Here is a 24,031-nt window from a genome sequence, read left to right on the forward strand (position 1 = left end):
GGTTCTACGGGTCGGCCTGAGGGGCCGCAGGCCGGCTCAGGGGGTGCCGGCGGCCAGCTTCTCCAGCCGGGGAACCAGGGTGACCGGGGCCGGGCGGGCCGCGTTCTCCCGGCCGATCCGGTCCGCGGTGTCGGCCAGTTCCGGGCTGTCGACGAGCCGTCGGACGGCCTCGTGAAGGTCCTGCGGGGTGCTGCCCGGGCCGTCCAGCACCAGACCGGCACCCGCGGCGGCGATCCGGGCGCCGTTGCCATACTGTTCGTCCGAGACCGCGACGGCGAGCTGCGGCACCCCGGCGGCCAGCGCGGTCATCGCCGAACCGGCGGCACCGTTGTGGATCACCGCGTGGCAGGAGGGCAGCAGGAGGTGCAGCGGCGTCTGTTCCAGAAGGCGGACGTTCTCCGGGAGTTCGCCCAGCCGGGCGGCGTCCTCGGCGGTCACGGCGAGCAGCGCTTCCACGTCCGGGAGGCCGCGCAGGGCCTCGACCAGTCGGGGTACCAGGAAGGAGCCGGGGCCGTACACCTTGGTCACCGAGGTGCCCCAGACCACGCAGACCCGGCGTCGGCCGGTGGGCGGCAGCGGGCTGCGGCGCAGCCATTCCGGCAGCCGGCCCGTCCCGTTGTACGGGACGAAGCGGGTCGCCAGCCGAGCGGCCCCGGTCGGCGGCGCGAGGGTGTCCGGGGTCGGGTCGATCAGGTGGCGGACCTCGGCGCCGGTACCGCGCAGCTCGAAGCCGGCGAAGTCGGCGTCGATCCGCTCGGGCCGGTAGTCCATCCGGTCGTCGGTCTCCGCGTCGGCGACCAGGCCCCAGAGGTGGGCCACCGCCGGGACGCCGGCCCGGTCGGCGACGATCCGCCCGTCCAGGCTGGCCAGGTCGTGCACCACGAGGTCCGGCTGCCAGCCGGTGGCCAGCTCTCCGAGCAGCCGCCTGCGGCGTTCCAGCCAGCGGGAGTTGAGCGCGGCCGCGCCGCGCAGGAAGCCGTCCAGGTCGAACTCGTCGAGGCTTGCCATCGGCTGCCCGGTCAGCGGGTGCACCGGCGGGAGCCCGCCGGCCCGGCTGAGGCCCTCGCGGGCGCGCACGAAGTTGTTCATTCGGGCCTGCACCACGCCGGTGTTCTCCAGCAGCGGCAGCGGGACGAGCCCGGCCTGTTCGACGGCCCGGGCGACCCCGGACGAGCAGAGCACCCGCACCTGGTGGCCGGCGGCCTGCAGTGCCCAGCCGAGCGGCACCATCGGGTAGAGGTGCCCGGTCCAGTCCACCGTCGTGAACAGCACCCGCATTGGTCGGCTCCCCTTCCGTCGTGACCGGACCGCACCGGCCCCGGTCCAGCCTCGGGGTGGTGGCTTGAGCACCGCTGGAGGGGCAACTGCGGCTACCTCCAACCGGATTGCAGCAGCCTTCAAGGTGTGCTTCCTAGCGTCGGCCGCGGGTCCGGGCGTCCCCGCGCGGGCCCGGCCGGGACGCATCACGAGGAGCTGTCACATGGAGATCATCGGACGGGGATTCATCGCTCAGCACATGGCCGCGATCGTCGACCGGCACCGCGGTGTCCGGCTGCTCGCCGCCGGTGTCTCCCGGACCGTCACGGCCGGGACGACGGACTTCCAGCGCGAGCGGAAGCTGTTGGAGCGCACGATCGACGCCAGCCGCCGGGACGGCCGGCAGGTGGTCTTCCTCTCCACGGCCTCCTCCGGGGTGTACGCGGCCGAGGGCTGCGCGGGGCGCGAGGAGGAGGCCGTCCCGGCCACCCGGTACGCCCGGCACAAGCTGAGCCTGGAGCGGCTGCTGGCCGAATCCGGGGTGGACCACCTGGTACTGAGGCTCTCCCACCTGGTCGGCGCGCACCAACAGCCCTGGCAGCTGATCCCCTCGCTGGTCGCGCAGCTGCACACCGGGCGGGTGCGGGTCTGGCGCGAGGCGCAGCGGGACCTGCTGGACGTCGACCACATGGTGTGGATCACCGATGCGCTGCTGACAGCGGGCGTGCGTGGCGAGGTGGTCAACGTGGCCTCGGGACACCCGGTGCCGGTGGAGGCGATCATCGCGCACCTGGAGCGCCGACTGGGGCTGACCGCGGAGCCGGAGTGGGTGGACGTCGCCGACCCCGGGGTGATCAGTGTGGCGAAGCTGCACCGGCTGGTCCCCGGGGTGCGCGGGTTCGGCTTCGGGCCGGACTACTTCCGCGGGGTGCTGGACGCCCGGCTGGCGGCCGACCACGGTGTGACGAGCGGACGCTGAGAGCTCGGGCGGGTCCGCGGCGCGAGCAGGACGCGGACCCGCCCGAGTCCGTTCAGCGCCGGGCCGCGGCCGCCGTCCGAAGGGTCGGCAGCAGGGCCGCCGGGGTCGGCGCGTTGAGCATGTCCGAGCGCAGCCCGGCGGCGGCCTCGCGCGCGCCCGGGGTGAGCAGGTCGGCCAGGTGCCCGCCGAGCGATTCGGCCGTGGCGGTGGCCGCGTCGTCCCGCCGCACCGAGCGGTAGCCGGCGAACTGCTCGGCGGAGAGGCGCTGTTCCGGCGAACCCGGCAGGATCAGCTGCGGCACTCCGGCGAAGGAGGCGTGCAGCAGCGTGCCGTTCCCACCGTGGTGGACGACCGCCGACGCGCCCCGCAGTACCGCCGACAGCGGCGCACCGGCCACCGTCCGCACCTTCCCGGGCAGGCCCGCGAACCGCTCCTCCTCGCCCCGGGTGACCAGCAGCAGCTCCGCGTCCAGCCCCAGCGCGGCCCGCATCAGCGGGGAGCGGGTGAACTCCGAGCCGCCCGCGAAGTGCTCCGAGCTGGTGGTGGTCCCGAAGGTCACCACCACCCGCGGTCGCTCGGGCGCTGCGAACAGCCACGCGGGCATCCGGCCGTACGGGCTGTGCGGAACGTACCGGACGGCCGAGCGCCGCCGCCCGTGGACCGGCCAGGTGGCCGGCGGGGTCGGGTCGAGGGTCCACCAGTCCGGGTCGGCGGGGCGGTCCAGACCGTACCGGGCGTAGAGCTCCCCGAAGGACTCCGGGAGGCGCTCGGTGAGGGTGGCGCCGCGGCCGACGATGTCGACGCCCCACAGGTAGCGGACCGGCAGGGCGCCGACCACGGCAGCGGCGACCGGCGCGGCGAAGCAGGCCGGGTCCCACACCACCACGTCCGGGCGCCACCGCCGGGCGAGTGCCACCAGGTCGTCCAGCATGGCCGCGGCGACCTCGCAGTAGGCCGATTTCGGGTCGTAGCGCACCGCGCCGCTGCTGGTCCGGGCGCGCTCCAGCAGCTCGTGGTTGCGGCGGTCGAACTCGCCGGGCGGGCCGACCGGCACCACCGGCAGTCCGGAGCGGGCGGCGGTGGCGGCCAGCTCGGGCCCGGTGGCGACGCACACCTCGTGCCCGGCCGCCAACGCGGCCCAGGCGAACGGCAGCATGGTGAAGTGGTGCGTCGGCACCGCCGCGGTGGCGAACAGCAGGCGCATGCGGAGGGCTTCCCTTCGGTGGGTGGCAGGGGTCGGTCAGTCCTGTGCCGCGGCGCGTACGGCGTCCACCAGTTCGGCCTGGTGCAGCAGGTCCCGGTCGGAGGCGGCCCAGGTGGCGGGCCGCTCCGGGCCGCCGGCGGCGAGGTCGCGGACGAAGGCGTCGGCGATGTTGCGGAACTGGTGGTCCGCGGCGAGGTGCACCGTCTCCACGCCGTCCGGGCGCTCGACCCGGATGCCGCCCTCGTGATCGGCCGGCGGGGTGAACGCCCAGTCGACCACCATCCGGCCCGTGCTGCCCCAGAGCTCGTAGGCGTTGCGGTAGTGGTGCTCGAAGCCGAACGCGAGCTGGGCCGTGACCCCGTCGGGGGTGCTGAGCAGCGCGGCGCCGGCCACGTCGACGCCGTCCGCGGCCGCGGTGCGCAACCGGGCGCCGACGACGCGCAGGTCGTCCCCGAGCAGGAGCCGGGCGGCGCGCACCGGGTAGACCCCGACGTCCAGCAGGGCGCCGCCACCGAGCTCGGGGCGGTAGCGGACGTCAGTGGCCGGCAGCGGCGGGATGCCGAACACCGCGGTGAGGGACTGGAGTTCGCCGATCGCGCCGTCCGCGAGCAGTCGGCGGACTTCTTGGTGACGGTGGTGGTGGGTGAACATCAGGTTCTCCCGGAGCAGCAGTCCGCGCTCGCGGGCCAGCGCGACCAACTCGCGGGTGTGCCGTGCCGAATCGGTCAACGGCTTCTCGGCCAGGACGTGCTTGCCGGCCCGCAGCGCACGGGCGACCCACTCGTGGTGCAGCCCGGTCGGCAGCGGCAGATACACCGCGTCCACGTCCGGACGCTCCAGCAACCGTTGGTAGCCCTCGACGGGCGTGCCGCCGAAGCGCTCGGTGAACCGCTCTGCCGAGGCGAGCTCCCGGCTGGCCACCGCGGCCAGCTCCAGGCCCGGGACCTCGGCGAAGGCGGGCAGGGTGCGCCGCCAGGCGATGGAGGCGGTGCCGAGTACGCCGATCCGTACCGTCACCGCTGCACCGCCCAGAGGCTGTGCAGTGAGGCGACCAGGCTGCGTGCCTGGACGTTGACGTAGTGGCTGTGCCGCAACAGCTCGGTGAGCAAGCCGACCGGCACCCACCGGAAGTCGGTGGAGGCGGGCGGCTCGAAGGACTCGTCGACCTCGATCACCCGATAGCGGTTCAGCGCGTGGTGGAAGCGCCCGCCCTCCTCGGAGAGCAGGGTGTCGTAGCGGATCGACGCCGGGTCGGCGTCCACGGCCCGGGCCAGCAGCGGCGGCCAGCTCTCCGGAGGCAGCCCGGTGTAGTTGGCCACCGTCGCCTGCACGGTGGGGGCCAGCTCGATGGTGTCGCGGTAGCCGGGCTCGACCCGGATGTGCAGCAGCGCCTGGAGTTCCCCGGCGACCCGCCGGACGAACATCGCGACCAGGCCGTCCTCGCACGGGGCGATCAGCGGCTGGGTCCAGGATGCGACCTCGCGGTTGGTGGCGGCCACCGAGACGGCGATCACCCGGAAGTACCGGCCCTCATCGTGGGCGATCTCGGTGGCGGTCCGGTGCCAGCCCCGGATGTCGTCCAGCGGCACCCGGTGGGCCTCCAGGAAGTACCGGGTGCGGGCCTCGGTGAACCAGCTGAGCAGGTCGGCGTGGGCGAGGGGGTCCGCCCCGGAGGGGTTCAGCGGGTCGGCGCCGGGCGGCGCGAACGGGACGCAGGACAGTACCGTGCGGGCGTCCATGTTGACCAGATTGTCGTACGAGAGCAGTTCGAAGAGCTGGTGGAAGGTCATCCAGCAGTAGTCCGGCCCGATCTCGATGTCGTGCTCGATCTCGACCACCATGTTGCGGTTCCGCTTGCCGTGGAACCACGAGCCCTGCTCGGACTGCAGGACGTCCACCAGGACTCGGCTGCCGGGCACTCGGTCGAGGAAGTACTCCAGGTAGGCGGTAGCCGAACCGCGGTGCGCCCGCGTGTAGTTGGAGCGGGTGGCCTGCACGGTCGGGGAGACCTGGAGCAGGTTGACGTTGCCCGGCTCCATCTTGGCGGACATCAGGCAGTGCAGGACGCCGTCGAACTCCTTGACCAGGATCCCGAGGATGCCGATCTCGGGCTGGTTGACGATGGGCTGCGACCACTCCTGGACGGGCCCGTAGTCGGTCTTCACCTGCAGGCCCTCGACGGTGAAGAACCGGCCGCTGGCGTGGACCAGGTTCCCGGACTCGGGCTGCGAGGTCCACTGGTCCAGGTCGGTGAAGGGGATCGGGGTGACGGAGAAGGTGTGCACGGCCATCCGGTCGGCCAGCCATGAGTGCACCTCCTCCGTCCGGTGCAGTCCGCGTCCGGCGGCGAGCGCCGAGGCGGTGAATCGGGCGGTCGGGCTCCACGGTCCGGCCTGGGCGGGCGGCGGGGCCATACCTGCGATGGATGTCACGGGACGTCCTCCCTGGTGCGCGCGCCAGTGCACGCGGGCGATGGTGGGTCGATGCTGCGGCCGGGGAATCGAGGACCGGTCGAGCGCCGACGGGTGGATGGGTCGGCCGTCGGCCCGGCCGACCCGCCCGGGTCACCCGCGCAGCGCGAACCGCTCCAGTTCACCAGCCAGTTCGGCCGGGGTGGGCTGCTCGGCGTTGCCCGCGGTGATCTCCCGGGCGCGTGCCGCGAAGGTGTCGTCGGCCAACAGCTCCCGGCACCGGTCGAGGATGTTCTCGGTGCTCAACTCGTCCGGCTGGAGCGAGAGTCCGGCCTTGGCCTCGACGATCCGGCGGGCGTTCTCGAACTGGTCGACCAACTGCGGGGTGATCAGCTGCGGAAGCCCGGCCAGCACCGTGGTCAAGGTGGAGCCGACCCCGCCGTGGTGCACCACGAGGTCGCAGCCGGGCAGCACCAGGCCCAGCGGGAGCCAGCCGGCCGCCCGGACGCCGTCCGGCAGGGGCCGCCACTTCTCGCTGAGGTCGTCGGCGACGCCGACCACCACCTCGACACCCAGCGACGGCAGTGCCTCGGTCCACTCGCGGAGCATGCCGCGGAAGTCCCGGCGGCCGTGGCGGGGCAGCACCCCGCCCAACGTGACGAACACCCGGGGCTTCGCGCGCTCGGCGAACACCCAGTCGGGTGCGCTGCCGGTGCCGTTGTACGGCACGTACCGCATCGGCAGGCCCTCGGGCTCCGGTGCGGTGCGCAGCCCCGGCGGGCAGGTGTCGATCCGCAGGTCCGGCTCGGGCAGCGCGGGCAGGCCCAGCCGGGACAGCTCGGGGGCCAGCTCCAGCTCGACGAACGGTCGGAACTCGGGCATGCCCATGATGCCCCAGCCGTGCTCGACCCACGGCACCCCGTACCGGGCGGCCGCGAGCGGGCCGGCGAAGTCGTTCGGCTCGCAGATGACGAGGTCCGGCTTGAACGCCTCGACCAGGTCGAGCGTGCGCTCCAGCAGCAGGGCCGCCAGCCGGCCCCAGGCGCGCCCGCCGTGCTCCTTGCGGTCGCGGGGGTCGCGCGGCGGGGCGATCGGCCGGCCCTCGCGGTCGTGCAGCATGAACCGGTCGAACTCCACCGGCGGGGCGAAGCCGGCCGCGGACAGGCCGGTGCGGGCGATCGCGTCCGAGAACCCCTCGGGCGCGCTGACCAGCACCTCGTGGCCGAACGAGCGCAGCGCCCAGGCCAGCGGCACCATCGGGAAGTAGTGCCCCTCCAGGGCCGAAGTGGTCACCAGTACACGCATCTCACGACTCCTTGGGACGACGACCCGTCCTGACTATCAGCGGCCCGCATGGCCCCGGCCCGAGCGCGGCTGGAGAACACGTGGAGCCTCGCTCTCGCCTGCCTGGTGCGGCCCGGACGGACCTTCTCCGGGTGTCGGGGACTGGCTAGATTCGCGGGGAAGGCCCCTGGTCGAGCGGCCGAGGGCGTGGTTTCGCCGGTCCGGTCCGGGCCGGGCCAGGGGGAAGGACGGACGCGGCCATGGGTCGTCTCACCGGCAAGGTCGTACTCATCTCGGGCGCCGCCCGCGGCCAGGGGGCCGCCGAGGCACGCCTGTTCGTGCGCGAGGGCGCCAAGGTCGTGCTCGGCGACGTCCGGCACGAGGAGGGCCGGGCGCTGGCCGAGGAGCTCGGCCCGGACGCCTGCTACGGCGAACTCGACGTCCGCGACGAGGACGCCTGGCGTGCCGTCGTCGCACTGGCCCGGGAGACCTACGGCCGGCTCGACGCACTGGTGAACAACGCCGGCATCGTCCGCCACCAGCCGCTGGAACGCACCTCGGTGGCCGAGTACCGCGAGGTGGTGGAGGTCAACCAGGTCGGCGTCTTCCTCGGCATCAGGTCGGTGGTCCCCGCGATGCGGGCCGCCGGGGGCGGCTCGATCGTCAACATCGCCTCGATCGGCGGCCTCTCCGGGATGCCCGCGATGTCGGCGTACTGCGCCACGAAGTTCGCGGTGGTCGGCATGTCCCGCTCGGCCGCGATGGAACTCGGCCCGTCCGGCATCCGGGTCAACTCGATCTGCCCGGGGCACATCGACACCCCGATGAACGACCTCCCCAAGCTCAACACCCAGTGGCTCACCCGGGGCCTGCCGCTGCGCCGCACCGGGACCGCCGAGGAGGTCGCGGCGCTCGCGCTGTTCCTGGCGAGCGACGAGTCCTCGTACTGCACCGGCTCGGAGTTCGTGGCCGACGGCGGCCGACTGGCCGGCACCCCGCTGGTCTGACCTGCTCACGCTCCAACCTCATCGTTCGCCCAGAACCCCAGGAGACGCCCGATGTCCGTGCCCGTCCGGGCCGGTGAGCCGACCGCGCCGTCGGCCTCGCTGACGTTGCCGCTGCGGCGCAGCGGCTGCCCCTTCGCACCGCCGCCGGAGTACGCCGGGCTGACCGAGGAGCACCCGCTGCACCAGGTCCGCCTGTACGACGGCAGCACCACCTGGGTGATCACCCGGCTGGCCGAGGCCCGTGCGCTGCTCACCGACCCGCGGCTGAGCGCCGAGCCGTCCCGGCCCGGCTTCCCGATCGTCGAACCCGGTCAGGCCGGGCTGCGGACCGAGCCGAACCCGCCGTTCGTCAAGATGGACCCGCCCCGGCACACCTCCTACCGCCGCATGCTGATCGGCGAGTTCACGTTGCGCCGGCTCAACGCCCTGCGCCCGCGGATCCAGGCAGTGGTGGACCGGTTGCTGGATCAGCTGGAGGCCGGTCCGCGCCCCGCCGACCTGGTGGAGGCGCTCGCACTGCCGGTGCCCTCGATCGTCACCTGCGAGCTGCTCGGCGTCCCGTACGCGGACCACGGGTTCTTCGAGTCCCGGGCGAGGACGGCGATCCGGCGCGGGAGTTCGCCCGCGCAGCGCCAGCGCGCCTTCATCGAGCTGCTGACTTACCTGGACCGCCTGCTGGTGCGCAAGGACCGCGATCCGCAGGACGACCTGCTCAGCCGCCTGGTGGTCGAGCAGGAGCGCACCGGAAACCTGACGCACGACCAGCTCGTCAGTGCCGCCATGCTGCTGCTCACCGCCGGGCACGAGACCTCGGCCAACATGATCAGCCTCGGCACGCTCATGCTGCTGCGCCACCCCGAGCAGCTGGCCGCGCTGCGCGCCGATCCGGCGCTGCTGCCCGGCGCCGTCGAGGAGCTGCTGCGGTACCTGTCCATCGCGGACACCGTGCCGACCCGGGTCGCGGTCGAGGACATCGAGGTGGCCGGGCGGACCATCCGGGCCGGCGAGGGGGTGGTGGTGCTCGCGGCCGCGGTCGACCACGACCCGCGGGCCTTCGAGCGGCCGGCCGAGTTCGACATCACCCGCTCGGCCCGGCACCACATCGCCTTCGGGTACGGCATCCACCAGTGCCTGGGCCAGAACCTGGTCCGGATCGAGCTGGAGATCGTCTTCGCGAGCCTTTTCGAGCGCTTCCCCGACCTGCGGGTGGCAGTCCCGGAGGAGGCGCTGCCGTTCCGGCACGACGCCGAGCTGTACGGCGTCTGGCAGCTCCCGGTGACCTGGTGAGCGCCGACGCGCCCGCGGACGGCGGGCCGGGCGAGGTGATCGTGGTGGCCCCCGAGCTGTGCGTGGGGGCCGCGCAGTGCGTGCTGGTGGCGCCGGAGCTGTTCGACCAGAGCGAGGAGGGCACGGTGGTCCTGCTGGACGAGCGCCCGGCCACCCCTGAACTGCGGGCGGCGGTGGCCGAGGCGGCCCGGATCTGCCCCGCCCGCGCGATCGACTACTGACCGCGGCGGCGACCGACCGCCGCAACACGCAGGGCCCGCCCCTCGTCGGGGGCGGGCCCTACGGCTGACCGGCTCAGGCGGGGGTCCCTCGCCGGTAGCAGAGGCGGGCCAGCAGGACGAAGCCCGCGGTCCAGGCCAGGAGGATCAGCACGTCACTCACATGGAAGTCGCGGCCCAGGGCGATGTTCTGGCTCAGGGCGGCCCAACGGTTGGTCGGCAGCGCCTTCGCGACGTCCTTCAGCACGTCGGGGAACTGGCTGACCGGGATCCAAAGCCCGCCGAGGGCGGACAGGCCCAGCACGGTGGACATCACGGTCGGCCCGGCCGACTGCGGCGAGCTGGCGTAGCCGAGCGAGAGCGCCAGGACAGCGAACGGCAGGCTTCCGACCCAGGTCAGCACGCCGATGCTCAGCCAGGTGCCGAAGCCGAAGTCCAGGTGCTGGGTGTACGAGCCCACCACGTAGACCAGGACGATCGACGGCAGGCAGAGCACCAGCCCGCTGGCCATCTTGGCGAGCACCACGCCGCGCGCGCCCAGCGGTGTGGTGCGCAGCAGTGCCGTCCAGCCGAGCGCCCGGTCGGCGGCGATGTTGCCGCCGTTGGTCACGGTGACCATGAGGGCTGCGTAGCAGGCCATGCCGATCATCGACAGGGTGTGCGCCTGGTCCGCCTCCGGACCGGGCGGCTGGCCGCCGATGGTGCCGAACAGGAGGTACAGCGCCACCGGCAGCAGGATGGTCAGCACCAGGAAGCGCGGATCCCGCTTGAGTCGCTGGAGTTCGAAGAGGAAGTAGTGCTTCACGTCAGGCCTCCTGGTTCTTGGCGGCCGCACTGGTGAGCGAGAGGAACGCGTCCTCCAGGCTGCCGCCGGAGAGCTCCAGCTCGCGGACCGGGCCGCGGGTGGCGAGCAGCTCGTTGACGGTGGCGTCCGAGTCGGAGGTGCGCAGGTGGGCGCGGTCGCCGTGGATCTCGACGCTCAGCACGCCGGGCAGCCGGTCGAGGCCTTCCGAACTGTCCGTACCGATCGAGAAGCTGACGGTCCGGCTGGTAAACCGGTGCTTGATCTCCTCGCCGGTCGAGTCGACGGCGAGCTTGCCGTCGGACATCACGACGATCCTGTCGGCCGCCGCGTCGGCCTCCTCCAGGTAGTGGGTGGAGAAGAGCACCGTGCGGCCGTCGGCGGCGAACCGCCGCACGCCCTGCCAGAACAGCTGCCGGGCATCGGCGTCGAGGCCGACCGTGGGCTCGTCCATGACCAGCAGCTTCGGGTTGCCGGCCAGCGCGAAGGCGAACCGGACCCGCTGCACCTGGCCGCCCGAGAGGTTGTTGACCTTGCGGTCGAGCAGGTCGGTGAGGTTCGCCGTCTCGGCCAGCCGGTCCAGCGGCTGCGGCTCGGGGTACAGGTTGCGGGCGAGGTTCAGCACCTCCTTCACCTTGGCGCTGTTCGGGTACGCGCCTTGCTGGAGCATCGCCCCGACCAGCCCCTTGGACACCGCCACCGCGGGCTCGTGGCCGTACACGCGGACCGAACCGGAGTCGGGACCGAGCAGCCCGAGCAGGGTGTTCACCGTGGTGGACTTACCGGACCCGTTGGGCCCGAGGAGGGCGACGGTGGATCCGTGGGCGAGTTCGAGGTCCAGCCCGTCCACCGCCCGGACCTTGCCGTAGCTCTTGTGGAGTGCGGTGATGGTCACCGCCGCCTCGGTCTGTTGTGTCGGCATGTCAATCACCGTAGGTTTCCGGGCAGGCCGGGTAGTAGGGGTATCAGCCATCGATCGGCCGGGACAAATGTCCCGTCCCGGTCTCCGGCGCGGCGGTGGCGGCGAACCAGGCGCCGTCCTCGGTGAGCGCGCCGTCGTGACGCAACCCGACGGCTGCCAGGTGCGCCGGGTCGAAACGGCGGCAGAGCAGGGTCTGGGTCCAGCGCTCCCGGCCGAGCCGGTACTCGATGGTCATCCCGACCAGGTCCGGGGCGGCGTGGCGGATGTTGCGAAAGGCGACCGTCACCGGGCCCTGCTGGATCTCCGAGGGCACCAGCCCGGCGAAGAAGGCCTCCACCGCCTGTTCGATCAACACCCGCCCACCCGGGGCGAGATGGCGCCGGCAGGTGCGCAGGAAGGCCAGCAGCTGATCGGCGTCCGGGGTGTTGACGAGCTGGGAGGCGAGCACCACCGCGTCGAACCGCCGGCTCAGGTCGAGGTCCTCGATGGTGGAGCGGACGGTCTCCGCGCCGGGGCCGATCCGTTCGAGCATCTCGGCGGACTCGTCCACTGCGGTGACCCGGTGGCCGAGTGCCAGCAACGGGCGAGTCATTCGCCCTGCCCCGGCGCCGAGTTCGAGGATGGTGGCACCCGGCGGCAGGGCGGCGTGGATGACCTCGGGCTCGCGGCCAGCCGGCAGCCGGGCGTACAGGTCGACGGCGCAGCCGTCCTTGGTGATCACCCCGCTGCCGGCGCCGATGGTGTCGTAGTCGCTGAGTCGGTTCACTCGGTTCTCCACGGGGATCAGGAGTCCTGACTCGGGTAGAAGTAGCTGAGCGGGGTTCGCTTCACCCAGGCCGGGACGGTGCCCTCGGCGTTCACGCCCTTCTGGACGAAGGCCAGGTTGTGGTAGCAGTGCAGGCCCACCACGTGCCGGTCGGTGTACGACGGCCGGTGGCCGCGCGGCTGGTTGGCCTCCTGGTGCTCCAGCCCGTCCAGCAGTTCCTTGAGCAGCCCGATGCTGGTGCCGGTTCCGGCCTGGGTGCCGCTGGTGCCGCCGTACTGCGGCCAGTACGAGGTCTGGATGTCCTCGATCGCGTACCAGCCGCCCGGGCGCACGTACGGGAACAGCACCTGGAAGGAGGCCAGGATGTGCGCGTTCACGTGGCTGCCGTCGTCGATCACGATGTCGAACGGACCGTGCTCCTCGGCGAAGCGGCGCAGGTACTCGGCGTCGTCCTGGCTGCCGACGTGGGTGCGGATCCGCGGCTCGTTTGAACCGGACTTGTCGTAGATGTCCAGGCCGTGGACGATCGCGCGCGGGAAGTAGCCGCGCCACATCCGCAGCGAGCCCCCGCCGGCGGCCGGGTCGGAGTAGCCGCCGATGCCGATCTCCAGGACCCGCAGCGGTTCGTGCCGCAGCGGGCCGAAGTGCCGGTCGTAGTGCTGGGTGTACCAGTGCCAGACACCCCACTTGTCGCTGCCGTAGCGCAGCGCGAGGTCGCCGAGGTCCCGGTCGCGGGCGGCCATCGCGACGTTCACCGCCTGGGCGGCCAGCGCGACCGGGTTGGGGCGGTCGGCCCGGCGCAGCGCGGAGGAGCCGATCCCGAACTCGCTCGGCTTCCCGGTGCCCTCCTCGGCCGCCTCGGGGCGGACGGTCACCGCCCGGGTGGCGATCCCGTCGAAGGATGCCGGTCCGTAGATGCTGCGGGCGAGCGGGAGTGCCTCGGTCTCGATCACCGCGTAGCCCTTGGTGGCGTCGCCGCTCTCGTGGTGGGCGCCCTGCGCGGAGACGGTGATGAGGAACTCCGCCGTCTCCGCGCCGTGGACGACCCGCACACCGACAGGGATCTCCCGGTCGAGCGGCAGCAGGTCGCACCGGCCGGCCGTCTCGGCCACCAGGACCTCGGCGAAGGCGGCCAGCCCGTGCTCCTCGATCAGGCGGAGCAGATCCCCCTCCCGCGCCGTCGCGGCGAGGATCAGCGACTCCACGGGAAATGCGGTCGGTTCGGTGGTCATGCGCGCCTCTCCAGATGTGGGTTCGGGGACAGGGACAGCGTTTCGGGCCGTCGTCGGTTCCGGGTTGAGGCCCGCTGGAGATCCGGCGAGGTCGGACGTGGGTGCGGCGCGGTCGGGGTCAGCCGGCGTCCGGCGCCGGCTCGCCGGCCAGGACGTCCAGGTAGGTGCTGCCGACCGCCTCGGCCAGCGCGACCGGGACCCGGTCGGTGCGGATGGTCACCCGCAGCACTGCCTCGCGTTCCAGCGGCAGGAGTTCGACGGTCAGCGCGGCCGGCACGTCCTTGGCCAGCCGGTCCAGGACGGGCTCGGTGCGGCAGCCCGGCAGGTCCAGCGGCGGGCGCGGGTTGTCCTGGTAGACCACCAGCGGCAGACCGAAGAACATGTGTACGTCCGGTCGCAGCGTGGCGAGTTCCCCGAGCACCGCCGAGAACGGCACGTCCTGCGCCCGCAGCGCCTCCTCCACCTGCGCCGCCGCCTCGGCCAGTGCGCCGCCCGGGTACGGGCGCCCGTCCAGGCGAAGACAGAGCACCCCGGCCCGGTTGACGACGGCCCGTTCCAGCTGCGATCCGCCGCGCCGGGCGACCGGCACCATCATCCCCACGTCGCGCTGCCCGGAGAGCCGGCGCCAGACCTCGCCGCAGATCGCCGCGTGCACCGCGAAGAGGGTGGCCCCCAGCCGCCGGGCCGCCTCCCGCCAGACGGCGAGCCGGTCGGCCGGCAGCGGGAACAGCCGGCCGTCCTTCGGCCCCCACTCGGGCAGCGGTGCCCGGTCGACGCCCGGGAGCACCAGCTTGGGCAGGTTCCGCAGCCGGGCGCCCCACCAGGCCCGTTGGCGGTCCAGGTCGGGCGGCAGGACGGCCCGGGCGTGCTCCTCGGCCACCTCGGCCAGGGTCGGTGCGGGGACGGGCCACCGCGGCGCCCGCCCGGCGCTGCGGGCCGCGTACGCGGTGGACAGGTCGGCGGTCAGCACGCCCTCGGACGCGCCGTCGAAGACCGCGTGGTGCAGGCCGAGCGAGAGCAGCTCCCGGCCGCCGGCCTCCTCCCGGACCAGTACGGCCCGCCAGACCCGCCCGGCGGGCAGGTCGAGCGCCCGCTGGGCCACCTCGTCGGCGGCGGCCAGCGCGGCCTCGGCGTCGGGTGCGTCCGGCAGCAGGTGGACCTCCGGCGCCTCGACGGTTCGGGGCAGCCGGGCGGCCGGGGGCGGGCCCGGGTGGTAGGAGGCGTGCAGCGGCTGGTGGCGGGCGTGCACGTCGCCGAGGGCGGCGACCAGCGCGTCCCGGTCCGGCGTGCCGTCGATCCACCAGGACAGTGAGCAGACGATGAGGCCGCTGGCCGCGACCAGGTCGGCCTGGCCGGGGGTCAGCGCCACCCCGCCGCCCGGCCGGACGCCGGACCTGGCGGCGTCGGGCTCCTCGGGCCGCGCCGCCAGTGCGTCGAGCCAGTCGGCCAGCGCGGCGGGAGTCGGGGTGCGGTGGATCTGCGAGACCGGCAGCGGGCGGCCGAGCCGGTCGCCGATGGCCGCGCAGAGCCGGGCCGCGTCCAGCGAGGTGCCGCCGAGGTGGAAGAGGTCATCGTCGGCGCCGACGCCGTCGATGCCGAGCAGGGCCTCGAACTCCTCGGCGATCCGGCGCTGCGTCTTGTCGGCGGGGGCGCGGTACGCCACCGGCAGGACGGGCCGCCCGCGGCCGGGGGCGGGCAGCGCGCGGCGGTCGATCTTGCCGGTGGCCCCCAGCGGGAACCGGTCGAGCACCACGGTGGCGGCCGGCACCAGTGCGGCCGGCAGGGTCCGGGCGGCGTGGGCGCGCAGCGCGGCCGGGTCGGGCCGGCGGCCGGGCCGCCCGGTGACGTACGCGACCAGCCGGGCCGGTCCGCTGTCCTCGCGCAGCGTCACGGCCGCGGCGGAGACGTCCGGGTGGGCGGCCAGGACGGCCTCGATCTCGCCCGGCTCGATCCGGCGGCCGTTCAGCTTCACCTGGTCGTCGGCCCGGCCGAGGAATTCGAGGTCGCCGGACTCCAGCCAGCGGCCCAGGTCGCCGGTGCGGTACCAGGGCCCGCCGGCAGTGCCGGAGTCGAACCGTTCGGCGGTCAGCTCGGGGCGGCGCAGGTACCCGGCGGCGACGCCCTGGCCGCCGATCACGATCTCGCCCGGGGCGCCGAGCGGCGCCGGTCCGCCCCAGCGGTCCAGCAGCCGGATCGTCCGGCCCGGCATCACCTGGCCGATCGGCACCCCGGCGGGGTACGGGCGGGTGCAGTCGAACCAGGTCACCGAGACGGTCGCCTCGGCCGGCCCGTACAGGTTGAGCACCCGGGCCCCGGCCTCCCGCCAGCGCTCGACCAGCCGGGGCGCGACCACCTCGCCGGCCACCAGGACGCAGCGCAGCTCCGGGCAGTCCGCCGGATCGACCAGGCTGAGCAGGGTCGGCGGGGTGAAGGAGTGGGTGACCGCCTCCTGACCGATCAGGGCGCCGAGCGCGCCGGGCGTGAGCACCTCCTCCCGGGTGGCGACGACCACGGTGGCGCCGCTCACCAGCGCCGAGAACACCTCGCCGACCGCCAGGTCGAACACCGGCGAGCAGGCGTGCAGGACCCGGCTGCCCGGGCCGATCCGGCACTCCTCGGTCATCCAGTCCAGGTAGGTGCCGAGCATGGCGTGGTCGATCGGCACGCCCTTCGGTGGCCCGGTCGAGCCCGAGGTGTAGAGCACGTACGCGAGGGCCTGCGGGTCGGCGGGCGCGTCGGCGGTACGGGCGGGGCGCTCGGCGTCGACCAGCACCAGCCGCTCGGCCGCCGAACCGGGCAGGCCGGCGGCCAGGCCGGTGCGGCACAGTACGGCCCTGGCGTCGGTGTCGCGCAGGATGAAGTCGATCCGTTCGGCCGGATAGGCCGGGTCCACCGGGGTGTAGGCGGCACCGGAGCGCAGCACGCCGAGCATGGCGACGAGCGTGTGCAGGCCGCGGTCCAGCACCACGGCGACCACGTCCCCGGGGCCGACCCCGCGCTCGTGCAGCTCGGTGGCGAGCGCGGCCGACTCCTCGTCGAGCCGGCGGTAGCTCAGCTTCTCGCCGGCGCAGACCGCCGCGAGCGCGTCCGGGGCGCGGGCGGCGTGCTCGGCGAAGCGCACGTGCAGCGGCCGGGTGTCGGTGCCCGCTGCCGGGCCGCGGCCGAAGGCGTCCAGCCGCTCCCGCTCGGCCGGGTCGAGCAGGTCGAGCGTGCCGAGCCGGGTGCCGGGGGCGTGGCGGAGGGCGGCGAGGGCGCGGTCGAGGTGGACGAGCAGCCGGTGCAGCCGGGCCGGCTCGTACGCGCCCTCCCGGCAGCGGATCCGCGGCACGGCCCGGCCGCCCTCCTCGGCCAGCCGCAGTTCCAGGCCGGCCACCGGGCCGGGCGGGTCGAGCTGCGGCGGTGCGGGCTCGGGCAGGCAGCGCACTCCGGCGTCCCCGGGGTGCCCGCCGGCTGCCGGTTCGGCCGACGCCCGACGGGCGTCGGCCAGCAGCGCGCCGAGCTCCGGGTCCCCGCCGGTGTCCGTCGCCCAGCGCCACCCGGCGGGGCCGACGGTGAGCTCCACCCGGGGGCCGCCGCCGTGTCGGGCGAGGACGGCCGCGAGCGCGGCGCACAGCTCCGTCGGCTCCGGCACGGGCCCGGAAAGGGCCGCCCCGGTCACGACCGCGACCCGGCCCGGGTCGTCCGCCCGGGGGAGACGGTCGGGGTGCAGGTGGGCGGGGTTGGGCCCGTCGGGCTCGTGCGACCGGGACACCGGCTGCTCCTTCAGGTGGATGTCGGACGGGAGTCGGGCGCCTGCGGGGCGCCCGGGTGGACCAGGAAGGGGGCGAGCAGCTCCGGGCTCAGCCCGTGCACCACGGCCATCGCCTGCCGGTCGGTCAGGTCCTGGGCGGACAGCCTCTGGCGGCCTGCCGCGGTGGTCGCGGTGAGCGTGACCAGCCCGGCCCGGCGCTGGAAGAGCGAGCGGTGCAGGTTCCAGCCGATGACACCGGCGCCGTCCATCGCGTGCCGACGGCGCACCAGCGAACCGCGCCGGACCACCAGGGTGCGCCCGACCACGGCGTGGCCGAGGCCGCGGACGCGGTCCGCCGCGAGCAGCACAGCGAGCGGCAGCAGCACCAGCGGCAGCGGCCGGGCCCACTCCGGGCCGAATCGGAGGATCAGCGCGGACAGCGCCGTCCAGCCGACCAGTGCCCGGGTGTACCGGCGCCGACGGGCCGCCGGGGCCGGGCGCTCCAGCGGCGCGCTCGCCGCGGACGGCTCGGCGAGCAGCGCCCGGGCGGCGGCCAGCACCTCGGCGCGCGGGGCCGGGGGCACCAGCAGCGACCCGCCGCGCTCCGCACCCCGGCCGACCCGCAGACCGGTGGTGATGCCGATGCACCGGGCGCCGCCGGCCAGCCGTAGCAGCAGCGGTTCGCTGATCTCGACGCCCCTCAGCCGGGCCTCGTCGATCGCGATGACTCGCCGGCTGACCAGTCCCCGGGAGACCTGGAGCACCCCGGTCGGCGTCCGGACCAGCCGGAACCGCCAGAACACCAGCAGATGGCCGATCGTGGACAGCGCCGCGACGGCCAGCAGACAGGCCACCGTCAGCACCGCGACCCGGGCCGGTGCCGCGAGCCGGTCGACGGCGTCGACCACGGCGGAGACCGCCCCCAGGCGGCCCGGGTCGATCCGGGATTCGGCGAGCGTGCGCAGTGCGACGGTCAGCAGCACACCGGCGGTCAGCACCCCGGACAGGCCGTACGGGCCCATCCGCAGCCAGCCGGGCCGCCAGTCGGCCAGCACCTCGCCCTCGGGCTCGGCCGACCGTGCCGCGGCGGTCGCGTCGGCGGCGGTCGCGGGAGCCGGGGCGCGGCCGAGCAGTTCGTCGCGCAGCCCGGCCGCGGCGGCGTGCGAGAGCGAGTCCAGGCGCAGCCCCTCGCCCTTGCGGTCGGACTGCCCGGTGCCGATGGTGATCCTGGTCAGCCCGAGCAGTCGGTGCACCGGCGGGGCACTGAGGTCCACCGAGCGCACCCGGTCACGCGGAACGGTCACCGTGCTGCGCCGCAGCACCCCGCGTCGGACCATGATCTGGCGAGGCGTCACCCGGTATCCGGTGGTGACCCAGCGCAGTACGCCGAGCAGCAGCACCAGGGCGGTCGCCCCGAACGCCCACAGCGGCCGGCGCTCGCCGTTCCCGCCGAGGAACACCACCAGGAGCAGGCCCGGCAGCGCACGGATCAGCTCCTGCACCGGGTGGATGACCAGCATCCGGCGGTCGAGCCGGTGCCAGTGCTCGGCAGTGGCTGCCGCGGTCGGCCGGGTGGTCTCCTCGGTCATGTGGCGTCGTCCTCGCCTCGCTGCGCCGCCTCGGTCAGCTCGTCGACCAGGCGCTGGGCTTCGGCCTGGTCCAGGCCGTGGATGCGCAGCGGTCCGGCCGCCGACGCCGTGGTGACGGTGACGTTGGCCAGGTCGAACAATGCCTCCAGCGGGCCCCGGTGGGAGTCCACGGTCTGGATCCGGGACAGCGGCGCGATCCGCTGTTCCTGGCTGAACCAGCCGTACTGGAGATACATCGCCTCGGGCGTCGCCTCCCAGCGGTGCACGCGGTACCGCCAGCGCGGCATCACCGCGAGGTGGGCCGCGGCGAGCACCGCGGCGGTCGCCAGGGCCCAGCCGGGCAGCGGCCCGGCCAGCATCGCGACCGTCCCACCGGCGAGCGGCAGCAGCCAGGCCAGGGCGGCCTTGGCCGTCCAGTAGCGGACGGCCCGTGGGCTGACCAGGTGGCGTGGCGGTCGCAGCACCGGCTCGGCGTGTGTGGGGATCATCGGGTCTCCTCGGTCCGCCGGTGCCGGGAAGCCGGTCGCACCGGCATCGATCAGCTGTGCTTCAGGGCGAACTCACGGATGGAATCCGCGACGTAGTCAAGCATTTCGGAGGTGAGCCCGGGGTACACCCCGACCCAGAAGGTGTGATCGGTGATGATGTCGCTGTTGCGCAGGTCGCCGACGACGCGGAACTCCCGGTCCTGGTAAGCCGGGTGACGGGTCAGGTTGCCGCCGAACAGCTGGCGGGTGCCGATCTTCCGGGACTCCAGGAAGTCCACCAGGCCGGACTTGGTGAACGGCGCCTCGGGGTCGACGGTGATGACGAAGCCGAACCAGCTCGGGTCGGAGCCCGGGGTGGGCTCGGGCAGCAGCAGGCCCGGGACGCCGTCCAAGGCAGTGCGCAGGTACCGCCAGTTGCGCCGGCGCGCCTCGCTGAACTCGGGCAGCTTGCGCAGCTGGCTGAGCCCGAGCGCGGCCTGCAGGTCGGTCGACTTCAGGTTGTAACCGACGTGCGAGAACGTGTACTTGTGGTCGTAGCCCTTGGGCAGCGTGCCCAGCTGGTACTCGAAGCGCTTCAGGCAGCGGTTGTCCTCGCCGGGCTCGCACCAGCAGTCCCGGCCCCAGTCGCGGAACGACTCGATGATTCGCGCGAGCGGCAGGTTGTTGGTCAGGACACAGCCGCCCTCGCCCATGGTGAGGTGGTGCGCCGGGTAGAAGCTGACCGTCGACACATCGCCGAAGCTGCCGCAGGGCTTGCCCTGGTAGAGCGAGCCGACCGCGTCGCAGTTGTCTTCGACGAGGAAGAGGTCGCGCTCCTTGGCCAGTTCGGCGACCTCGGCCACCGGGAACGGGTTGCCCAGTGAGTGCGCGATCATGATGGCGCGCGTCCTGGGCCCGACGGCTTCCTCGATCTGCGCCAACGAGGCGTTGTAGGTGCCGAGGTCGACGTCCACGAAGACCGGGACGAGCTGGTTCTGCAGGATCGGGTTGACGGTCGTCGGGAAGCCCGCGGCGACGGTGACCACCTCGTCGCCGGGCTTCAGCCGCATGTCGCCCAGCTGCGGCGAGGTCAGTGCGCTGAGGGCCAGCAGGTTGGCGGACGAGCCGGAGTTGGTGAGGTGCGCCTTGCGCATGCCCAGGGTGCGGGCGAAGGCCGACTCGAAGCGGCGCGAGTGCACCCCGGCGGCGATCCGCATGTCCAGGGCGGCGTCGACGAGCGCGACCCGGTCGTCCTCGTCCAGCACGGCACCCGAGGAGAGGACCGGGGTCACCCCCGGAATGAACTCCTTCTCCTGCGAACGCTCCTGGTGGTACTTGCGCACTTCCTCAAGCAGCAGGTCCTTCTGTCGGTTGGTCATGCCTGCCTCCATCAAGTGGGAAGTTCCTCGGGCGGGTCGGCGACGTCGCGGTACCGCACGGTTCAGAGCGTGCTGCCCGGACCTTGAGAAACCATTGAGTGTGGCCCGAACGCGACGGACTTCCAGAGGCCCGTGAGCGACGCGGTGACGGTGGTGCGAGGGCGCCAGCCGAGCAGCCGGGCGGCGAGCGAGACGTCGAGCTGCTGCCAGTTCATCGAGCGGCTGCGGGTCTCCTCCTGCTCGCCCCGCTCCACCACCCGGGCCGGCACTCCGCTGATCCGCACCAGTTCGGCGACCAGCTCCCGTACTCCGGTGGACTCGCCGCTGCCGATGTTGACGACCCGGCCGACGGCCTCGGCGGCACCGGCCGCGCACAGCACCGCCGCGCCGACGTCCCGGGCGTCGACGAAGTCCCGCCGGGCGATCAGCGGGCTGAGCTCCAGGATGGCCTCCTCGCCGCCGAGCCGCGCCTGCGCGAGGCCGGCCGCCACCAGGCCGGGCAGGCTTCCGACCGGCGCCCCCGGGCCCAGCACGTTGGAGATGCGCAGCACCACGGCCGGGACGTCGCGGGCCGCCAGCACTGCCCGGGTGCCCTGGAGCTTGGTCCGGCCGTACGGGGTCTCCGGGGCCTCCGGGTGGTCCTCGGCGATCGGCTTCCCGGTGGGGGTCGGCCCGTACTCGTGCACCGAGCCGAGCTGGACCAGCCGCGGCGGGGCCGGCCGGGCGGCCGCGGCCGTGACGAGGGCGGTCACCAGCTCGGTGTTGTTCCGGACCATCCGGTCGGGGTCGGGCTGCCAGACCGTGCCGGCCGCGTTGACCACCAGGTCCGGCTGCTCGGTGTCGAGCAGTGCGCCGAGGGCGGCGGCGGTGGGCTCGGTCAGGACCCGGTAGCCGGTGTCCGGCGGCGTGGCCGCTTCGGTCGGCCGGCGGCCCACCGCGAGGGTGCGGTAGCCGTCCCCGGCGAGGGCTGAGCAGACGTGCCGTCCGACGAAGCCCGTCCCGCCCAGGACGAGCGCGATGGGGGCGCTCACCGGGTGGCGCCCAGGTCGAACAGCTGCGGCACCAGTTGAGCGGACGTCGGCCGGGCCAGCGCCTCCTCCCGCAGGGCCTGGGCCCGTTCCCGGTGCACCGGCTCGGCCAGCAGCCGGCCCACCCGGTCGGCGACTGCCGCCGGGTCGGCGGCGAAGCCGTCCAGTCGGAAGCCGGCACCGGCCGCGGTCAGCCGGGAGCTGTTCATCCGCTGCTCGGCGGAGAACGGCAGGGCGAGCTGAGGCACCCCGGCCGCCATCGCGGTCATCCCGGTGCCGCCGCTGCCGTAGTGGATGACGGCGTCGCAGGTCGGCAGCAGCAGCTTCAGCGGGCACCAGCGGTCGAGGACCCGGATCCGCGAGTGGTCGGCCACCAGGTGGGCACGGTCGGCGTCGGCCGCGGTGATCACCACTTCGGCATCCAGACCGGCCAGGGCGCGCAGCAGGCCCGGCACCAGGAATGCCCGGCGGCCGTAGATCCCCGACACCGAGGTGCCCCAGGCGATCAGCACCCGCGGGCGACCGCCGTCCGGCCGGGATCCGGCCCATGTCGGAGCGCTGCCAGGCCCGTTGTAGGGCATGTAGCGGACCGGCAGGGTGGGCCGCAGGGTTCGGGTCGCGGCGCTCGGCGGGCACGGGTCCAGCACCACGTCGATCAGCTCGGTGGCCATCGGCGGCAGGCTGTACCGGGGGAAGGATTCGCTGTGGTCCTCCAGCACGATGTCCAGGCCCGGCTCGGTCTCGTCGGTGCCGACCAGGCCGAAGAGGTTGCAGACCACCGGGACGCCCAGCAGCCGCCCGGCCAGCACGCCCTCGACGTTCTGCGGCTCGGTCACCACCAGGTCGGGTCGCCAGTGCCGGGCGAACTCCGCCATCCGGTCACAACTGTCGCGCATGGTCCGCAGGTTGGCCTCGCGGTGGACGGCGCGGTAGGCGGCGAAGTCGAAATCCTCCAACCGTTCCATCGGTTCCGCGGTGACCGGGTGGAGCAGTTCGCCGGACTCGATCGGCCGCTGCCGGGCGGCGAACTCCCAGTACCGGGCCAGCCGGGTCTTGAACGCGGGGTCGGGGCCGCCGAGCAACGGCACCGGGATCAGCCCCGATTGCCGGACCACCGGCGCCAGGGAGGGCGCGCACGCCACCCGGACCTCGTGGCCGGCGGCCTGCAGGGCCCACCCGAGCGGGACCATCGGGAAGAAGTGCGTCGGCCATTCCGACGTCGTGAACAGTACGCGCATGGCTGCTGAGGCTTTCGACGCGTCCTGGAGTCCCGGTTCAGACCTGGTGGAGGTCCGTCCGTCCAGCCGGGCTTTACCCAGGCTCCAGCGGGACTGCACCGGACCCGGTGAGGGTGTCGCCGGAATCGGAGCGAAGCCGACAGGCAGGAGGCGGTGGGGCGTGAACGGGAACCGCGGGCCGGGAGGCCCGGGCGGCGAGGACCTGAGCCGCGAGCGGCTCTTCGGCATGATGGCCGGGTTCAAGGCCACCGCCGCGCTGCGGGCGGCCATCGACCTGCGGATCTTCGACGAACTCGACGGCGAGGCCTTGGACGCCGCGAGTGTCGCCGCACGGCTGGACGCCGACCTGCGCGGCATCCGGCTGATGTTGCGTGCGCTCACCGGGCTCGGACTGCTGCGCGCACAGGAGGACGGCCGGTACGCGCTCGCGCCGGGGACGGCGGAGCTACTGGTCACCACCTCTCCCGGGTACTGCGGCGGCATCGTCAAGGTGGCGGCGGGGGACGTGGAGTGGCGGGCGCTCGGCGACCTCGCCGACACCGTCCGCGTCGGTGGACCGGCGCCCGGGGCCGACGCACTGGCGCCCGGCTTCCCGTTCTGGACCGACTTCGCCCAGCACACCACGTTCGTCACCGAGCGGGTCGCGGGCCTCGTCGCCGAGGAGCTCGCCGGCTTCGCCGCCGACTGCCCCGAGCTGCGCGTCCTGGAGGTCGGCTGCGGGCACGGCGTCACCGGCTTCGAACTGGCCGCCCGGCACCCGCGGGCCCGCGTCTGGGCGCAGGACTGGCCCGAGGTGCTGGAGGCCGCCCGCGAGCACGCCGGGCGCCGCGGCGTCGCCGACCGGGTGTCCTACCTGCCGGGGGACGCCTTCACCGTGCCGCTCGGCGGCCCGTACGACGTCGTGGTGGCGGCCAACCTCCTGTTCCACTTCGACCGGGCGCAGGCCACCCGACTGCTGGAGCGGCTCACCGGGGTGCTCGCCCCGGGCGGACGGCTGGTGGTCGCCGGATTCGCCCCGCAAGACGGCCGGGAGCGGGAGCAGGTCCAGGCGCACCTGCTCGGCCTGCTGCTGCTTTCCACCACCCCGGGCGGCGAGCCCTATTCGCCGGACGACTACCGCGAACTGCTCGCCGCGGCCGGTCTCGTGGACGTCGAGCTGCACACCCGCCCGGGGCTGCTCCCGGTCGCCCTGACAGCCAGGCGCCCCTGACGGTCCGTGCCGTTCCGCACC

The 24,031-nt window shown here is 74.0% G+C and carries 20 protein-coding genes; 5 read left to right on the forward strand and 15 right to left on the reverse strand.

Annotated elements, in window-relative coordinates; all coding sequences use genetic code 11:
* Nucleotides 1-36: 36 nt before the first annotated feature.
* Nucleotides 37-1,278: a nucleotide disphospho-sugar-binding domain-containing protein gene (locus ACIRRH_RS24990; RefSeq protein ID WP_403071394.1), complete on the reverse strand. Its 1,242-nt coding sequence runs from the start codon at nt 1,276-1,278 to the stop codon at nt 37-39.
* A 202-nt stretch (nt 1,279-1,480) separates the two neighbouring features.
* Between ACIRRH_RS24990 and ACIRRH_RS24995 the strand changes: the two genes are divergently transcribed.
* The gene (locus ACIRRH_RS24995; RefSeq protein ID WP_403071396.1) at nt 1,481-2,236 is read left to right on the forward strand and encodes an NAD-dependent epimerase/dehydratase family protein; all 756 of its coding nucleotides are present in this window, start codon (nt 1,481-1,483) and stop codon (nt 2,234-2,236) included.
* A 52-nt stretch (nt 2,237-2,288) separates the two neighbouring features.
* Here ACIRRH_RS24995 and ACIRRH_RS25000 read toward each other — a convergent pair whose 3' ends face one another.
* The 4 genes from ACIRRH_RS25000 to ACIRRH_RS25015 all read right to left on the reverse strand — a co-directional run bounded on the left by ACIRRH_RS25000 (nt 2,289) and on the right by ACIRRH_RS25015 (nt 7,156).
* Nucleotides 2,289-3,440, reverse strand: coding sequence for a nucleotide disphospho-sugar-binding domain-containing protein (locus ACIRRH_RS25000; protein WP_403071399.1), 1,152 nt, complete (start codon nt 3,438-3,440; stop codon nt 2,289-2,291).
* A gap of 36 nt (nt 3,441-3,476) precedes the next feature.
* The gene (locus ACIRRH_RS25005; protein WP_403071401.1) at nt 3,477-4,457 is read right to left on the reverse strand and encodes a Gfo/Idh/MocA family protein; all 981 of its coding nucleotides are present in this window, start codon (nt 4,455-4,457) and stop codon (nt 3,477-3,479) included.
* The gene (locus tag ACIRRH_RS25010; protein ID WP_403071404.1) at nt 4,454-5,872 is read right to left on the reverse strand and encodes an NDP-hexose 2,3-dehydratase family protein; all 1,419 of its coding nucleotides are present in this window, start codon (nt 5,870-5,872) and stop codon (nt 4,454-4,456) included. The genes ACIRRH_RS25005 and ACIRRH_RS25010 overlap by 4 nt, the downstream gene beginning before the upstream one ends.
* Nucleotides 5,873-6,004: 132 nt before the next feature.
* Nucleotides 6,005-7,156: a nucleotide disphospho-sugar-binding domain-containing protein gene (locus tag ACIRRH_RS25015; RefSeq protein ID WP_403071407.1), complete on the reverse strand. Its 1,152-nt coding sequence runs from the start codon at nt 7,154-7,156 to the stop codon at nt 6,005-6,007.
* Between the two features lie 239 nt (nt 7,157-7,395).
* On the opposite strand from ACIRRH_RS25015, the gene ACIRRH_RS25020 reads away from it, so the two are divergent.
* The 3 genes from ACIRRH_RS25020 to ACIRRH_RS25030 are packed head-to-tail and all read left to right on the forward strand — an operon-like array spanning nt 7,396 to nt 9,650.
* Nucleotides 7,396-8,142, forward strand: coding sequence for an SDR family NAD(P)-dependent oxidoreductase (locus ACIRRH_RS25020; RefSeq protein ID WP_403071410.1), 747 nt, complete (start codon nt 7,396-7,398; stop codon nt 8,140-8,142).
* Between the two features lie 51 nt (nt 8,143-8,193).
* A complete protein-coding gene (locus tag ACIRRH_RS25025) occupies nt 8,194-9,429 on the forward strand; it encodes a cytochrome P450 (RefSeq protein ID WP_403071413.1) in 1,236 nt (411 codons plus the stop codon).
* A complete protein-coding gene (locus ACIRRH_RS25030; RefSeq protein WP_403071416.1) occupies nt 9,426-9,650 on the forward strand; it encodes a ferredoxin in 225 nt (74 codons plus the stop codon). The genes ACIRRH_RS25025 and ACIRRH_RS25030 overlap by 4 nt, the downstream gene beginning before the upstream one ends.
* A gap of 73 nt (nt 9,651-9,723) precedes the next feature.
* Here ACIRRH_RS25030 and ACIRRH_RS25035 read toward each other — a convergent pair whose 3' ends face one another.
* The 10 genes from ACIRRH_RS25035 to ACIRRH_RS25080 all read right to left on the reverse strand — a co-directional run bounded on the left by ACIRRH_RS25035 (nt 9,724) and on the right by ACIRRH_RS25080 (nt 22,800).
* The gene (locus tag ACIRRH_RS25035; RefSeq protein WP_403071418.1) at nt 9,724-10,452 is read right to left on the reverse strand and encodes an ABC transporter permease; all 729 of its coding nucleotides are present in this window, start codon (nt 10,450-10,452) and stop codon (nt 9,724-9,726) included.
* 1 nt (nt 10,453) lies between these two features.
* Nucleotides 10,454-11,371 (reverse strand): ABC transporter ATP-binding protein, encoded by a 918-nt coding sequence (locus ACIRRH_RS25040; protein ID WP_403071421.1) that lies wholly within the window; start codon nt 11,369-11,371, stop codon nt 10,454-10,456.
* Between the two features lie 43 nt (nt 11,372-11,414).
* Nucleotides 11,415-12,137 (reverse strand): class I SAM-dependent methyltransferase, encoded by a 723-nt coding sequence (locus ACIRRH_RS25045; protein ID WP_403071424.1) that lies wholly within the window; start codon nt 12,135-12,137, stop codon nt 11,415-11,417.
* A gap of 17 nt (nt 12,138-12,154) precedes the next feature.
* Nucleotides 12,155-13,369 carry a hypothetical protein gene (locus ACIRRH_RS25050; RefSeq protein ID WP_403071427.1) on the reverse strand — a complete coding sequence of 405 codons (1,215 nt, stop codon included), beginning with the start codon at nt 13,367-13,369 and terminating at the stop codon, nt 12,155-12,157.
* 118 nt (nt 13,370-13,487) lie between these two features.
* Nucleotides 13,488-17,120 carry an amino acid adenylation domain-containing protein gene (locus ACIRRH_RS25055; protein ID WP_403071430.1) on the reverse strand — a complete coding sequence of 1,211 codons (3,633 nt, stop codon included), beginning with the start codon at nt 17,118-17,120 and terminating at the stop codon, nt 13,488-13,490.
* An 11-nt stretch (nt 17,121-17,131) separates the two neighbouring features.
* On the reverse strand, nt 17,132-18,688 hold the full coding sequence (locus ACIRRH_RS25060; RefSeq protein ID WP_403071433.1) for a PH domain-containing protein: 1,557 nt from the start codon (nt 18,686-18,688) through the stop codon (nt 17,132-17,134).
* Entirely contained in the window at nt 18,685-19,176 is a 492-nt protein-coding gene (locus tag ACIRRH_RS25065; RefSeq protein WP_403071435.1) for a PH domain-containing protein, read from the reverse strand. Before ACIRRH_RS25065 ends, ACIRRH_RS25060 begins: the two co-directional genes overlap by 4 nt.
* A 50-nt stretch (nt 19,177-19,226) precedes the next feature.
* A complete protein-coding gene (gene rfbH, locus ACIRRH_RS25070) occupies nt 19,227-20,534 on the reverse strand; it encodes a lipopolysaccharide biosynthesis protein RfbH (protein WP_403071438.1) in 1,308 nt (435 codons plus the stop codon).
* 62 nt (nt 20,535-20,596) lie between these two features.
* Nucleotides 20,597-21,565: an NAD-dependent epimerase/dehydratase family protein gene (locus ACIRRH_RS25075; protein ID WP_403071441.1), complete on the reverse strand. Its 969-nt coding sequence runs from the start codon at nt 21,563-21,565 to the stop codon at nt 20,597-20,599.
* On the reverse strand, nt 21,562-22,800 hold the full coding sequence (locus tag ACIRRH_RS25080) for a nucleotide disphospho-sugar-binding domain-containing protein (protein ID WP_403071444.1): 1,239 nt from the start codon (nt 22,798-22,800) through the stop codon (nt 21,562-21,564). The genes ACIRRH_RS25075 and ACIRRH_RS25080 overlap by 4 nt, the downstream gene beginning before the upstream one ends.
* Before the next feature lie 160 nt (nt 22,801-22,960).
* On the opposite strand from ACIRRH_RS25080, the gene ACIRRH_RS25085 reads away from it, so the two are divergent.
* Nucleotides 22,961-24,010, forward strand: a complete 1,050-nt coding sequence (locus ACIRRH_RS25085; RefSeq protein WP_403071447.1) for a methyltransferase domain-containing protein — start codon at nt 22,961-22,963, stop codon at nt 24,008-24,010.
* Nucleotides 24,011-24,031 lie beyond the last annotated feature (21 nt).

Source organism: Kitasatospora sp. NPDC101235, assembly GCF_044767505.1.
Classification (GTDB): Bacteria; Actinomycetota; Actinomycetes; order Streptomycetales; family Streptomycetaceae; genus Kitasatospora.

Coding starts and splice junctions, on each gene's coding strand:
- ACIRRH_RS25050 (WP_403071427.1), bottom strand. CDS start 13,369: ATGACCACCGAACCGACCGCATTTCCCGTGGAGTCGCTGATCCTCGCC.
- ACIRRH_RS25065 (WP_403071435.1), bottom strand. CDS start 19,176: ATGATCCCCACACACGCCGAGCCGGTGCTGCGACCGCCACGCCACCTG.
- ACIRRH_RS25020 (WP_403071410.1), top strand. CDS start 7,396: ATGGGTCGTCTCACCGGCAAGGTCGTACTCATCTCGGGCGCCGCCCGC.
- ACIRRH_RS25040 (WP_403071421.1), bottom strand. CDS start 11,371: ATGCCGACACAACAGACCGAGGCGGCGGTGACCATCACCGCACTCCAC.
- ACIRRH_RS24995 (WP_403071396.1), top strand. CDS start 1,481: ATGGAGATCATCGGACGGGGATTCATCGCTCAGCACATGGCCGCGATC.
- rfbH (WP_403071438.1), bottom strand. CDS start 20,534: ATGACCAACCGACAGAAGGACCTGCTGCTTGAGGAAGTGCGCAAGTAC.
- ACIRRH_RS25025 (WP_403071413.1), top strand. CDS start 8,194: ATGTCCGTGCCCGTCCGGGCCGGTGAGCCGACCGCGCCGTCGGCCTCG.
- ACIRRH_RS24990 (WP_403071394.1), bottom strand. CDS start 1,278: ATGCGGGTGCTGTTCACGACGGTGGACTGGACCGGGCACCTCTACCCG.
- ACIRRH_RS25080 (WP_403071444.1), bottom strand. CDS start 22,800: ATGCGCGTACTGTTCACGACGTCGGAATGGCCGACGCACTTCTTCCCG.
- ACIRRH_RS25015 (WP_403071407.1), bottom strand. CDS start 7,156: ATGCGTGTACTGGTGACCACTTCGGCCCTGGAGGGGCACTACTTCCCG.
- ACIRRH_RS25000 (WP_403071399.1), bottom strand. CDS start 3,440: ATGCGCCTGCTGTTCGCCACCGCGGCGGTGCCGACGCACCACTTCACC.
- ACIRRH_RS25060 (WP_403071433.1), bottom strand. CDS start 18,688: ATGACCGAGGAGACCACCCGGCCGACCGCGGCAGCCACTGCCGAGCAC.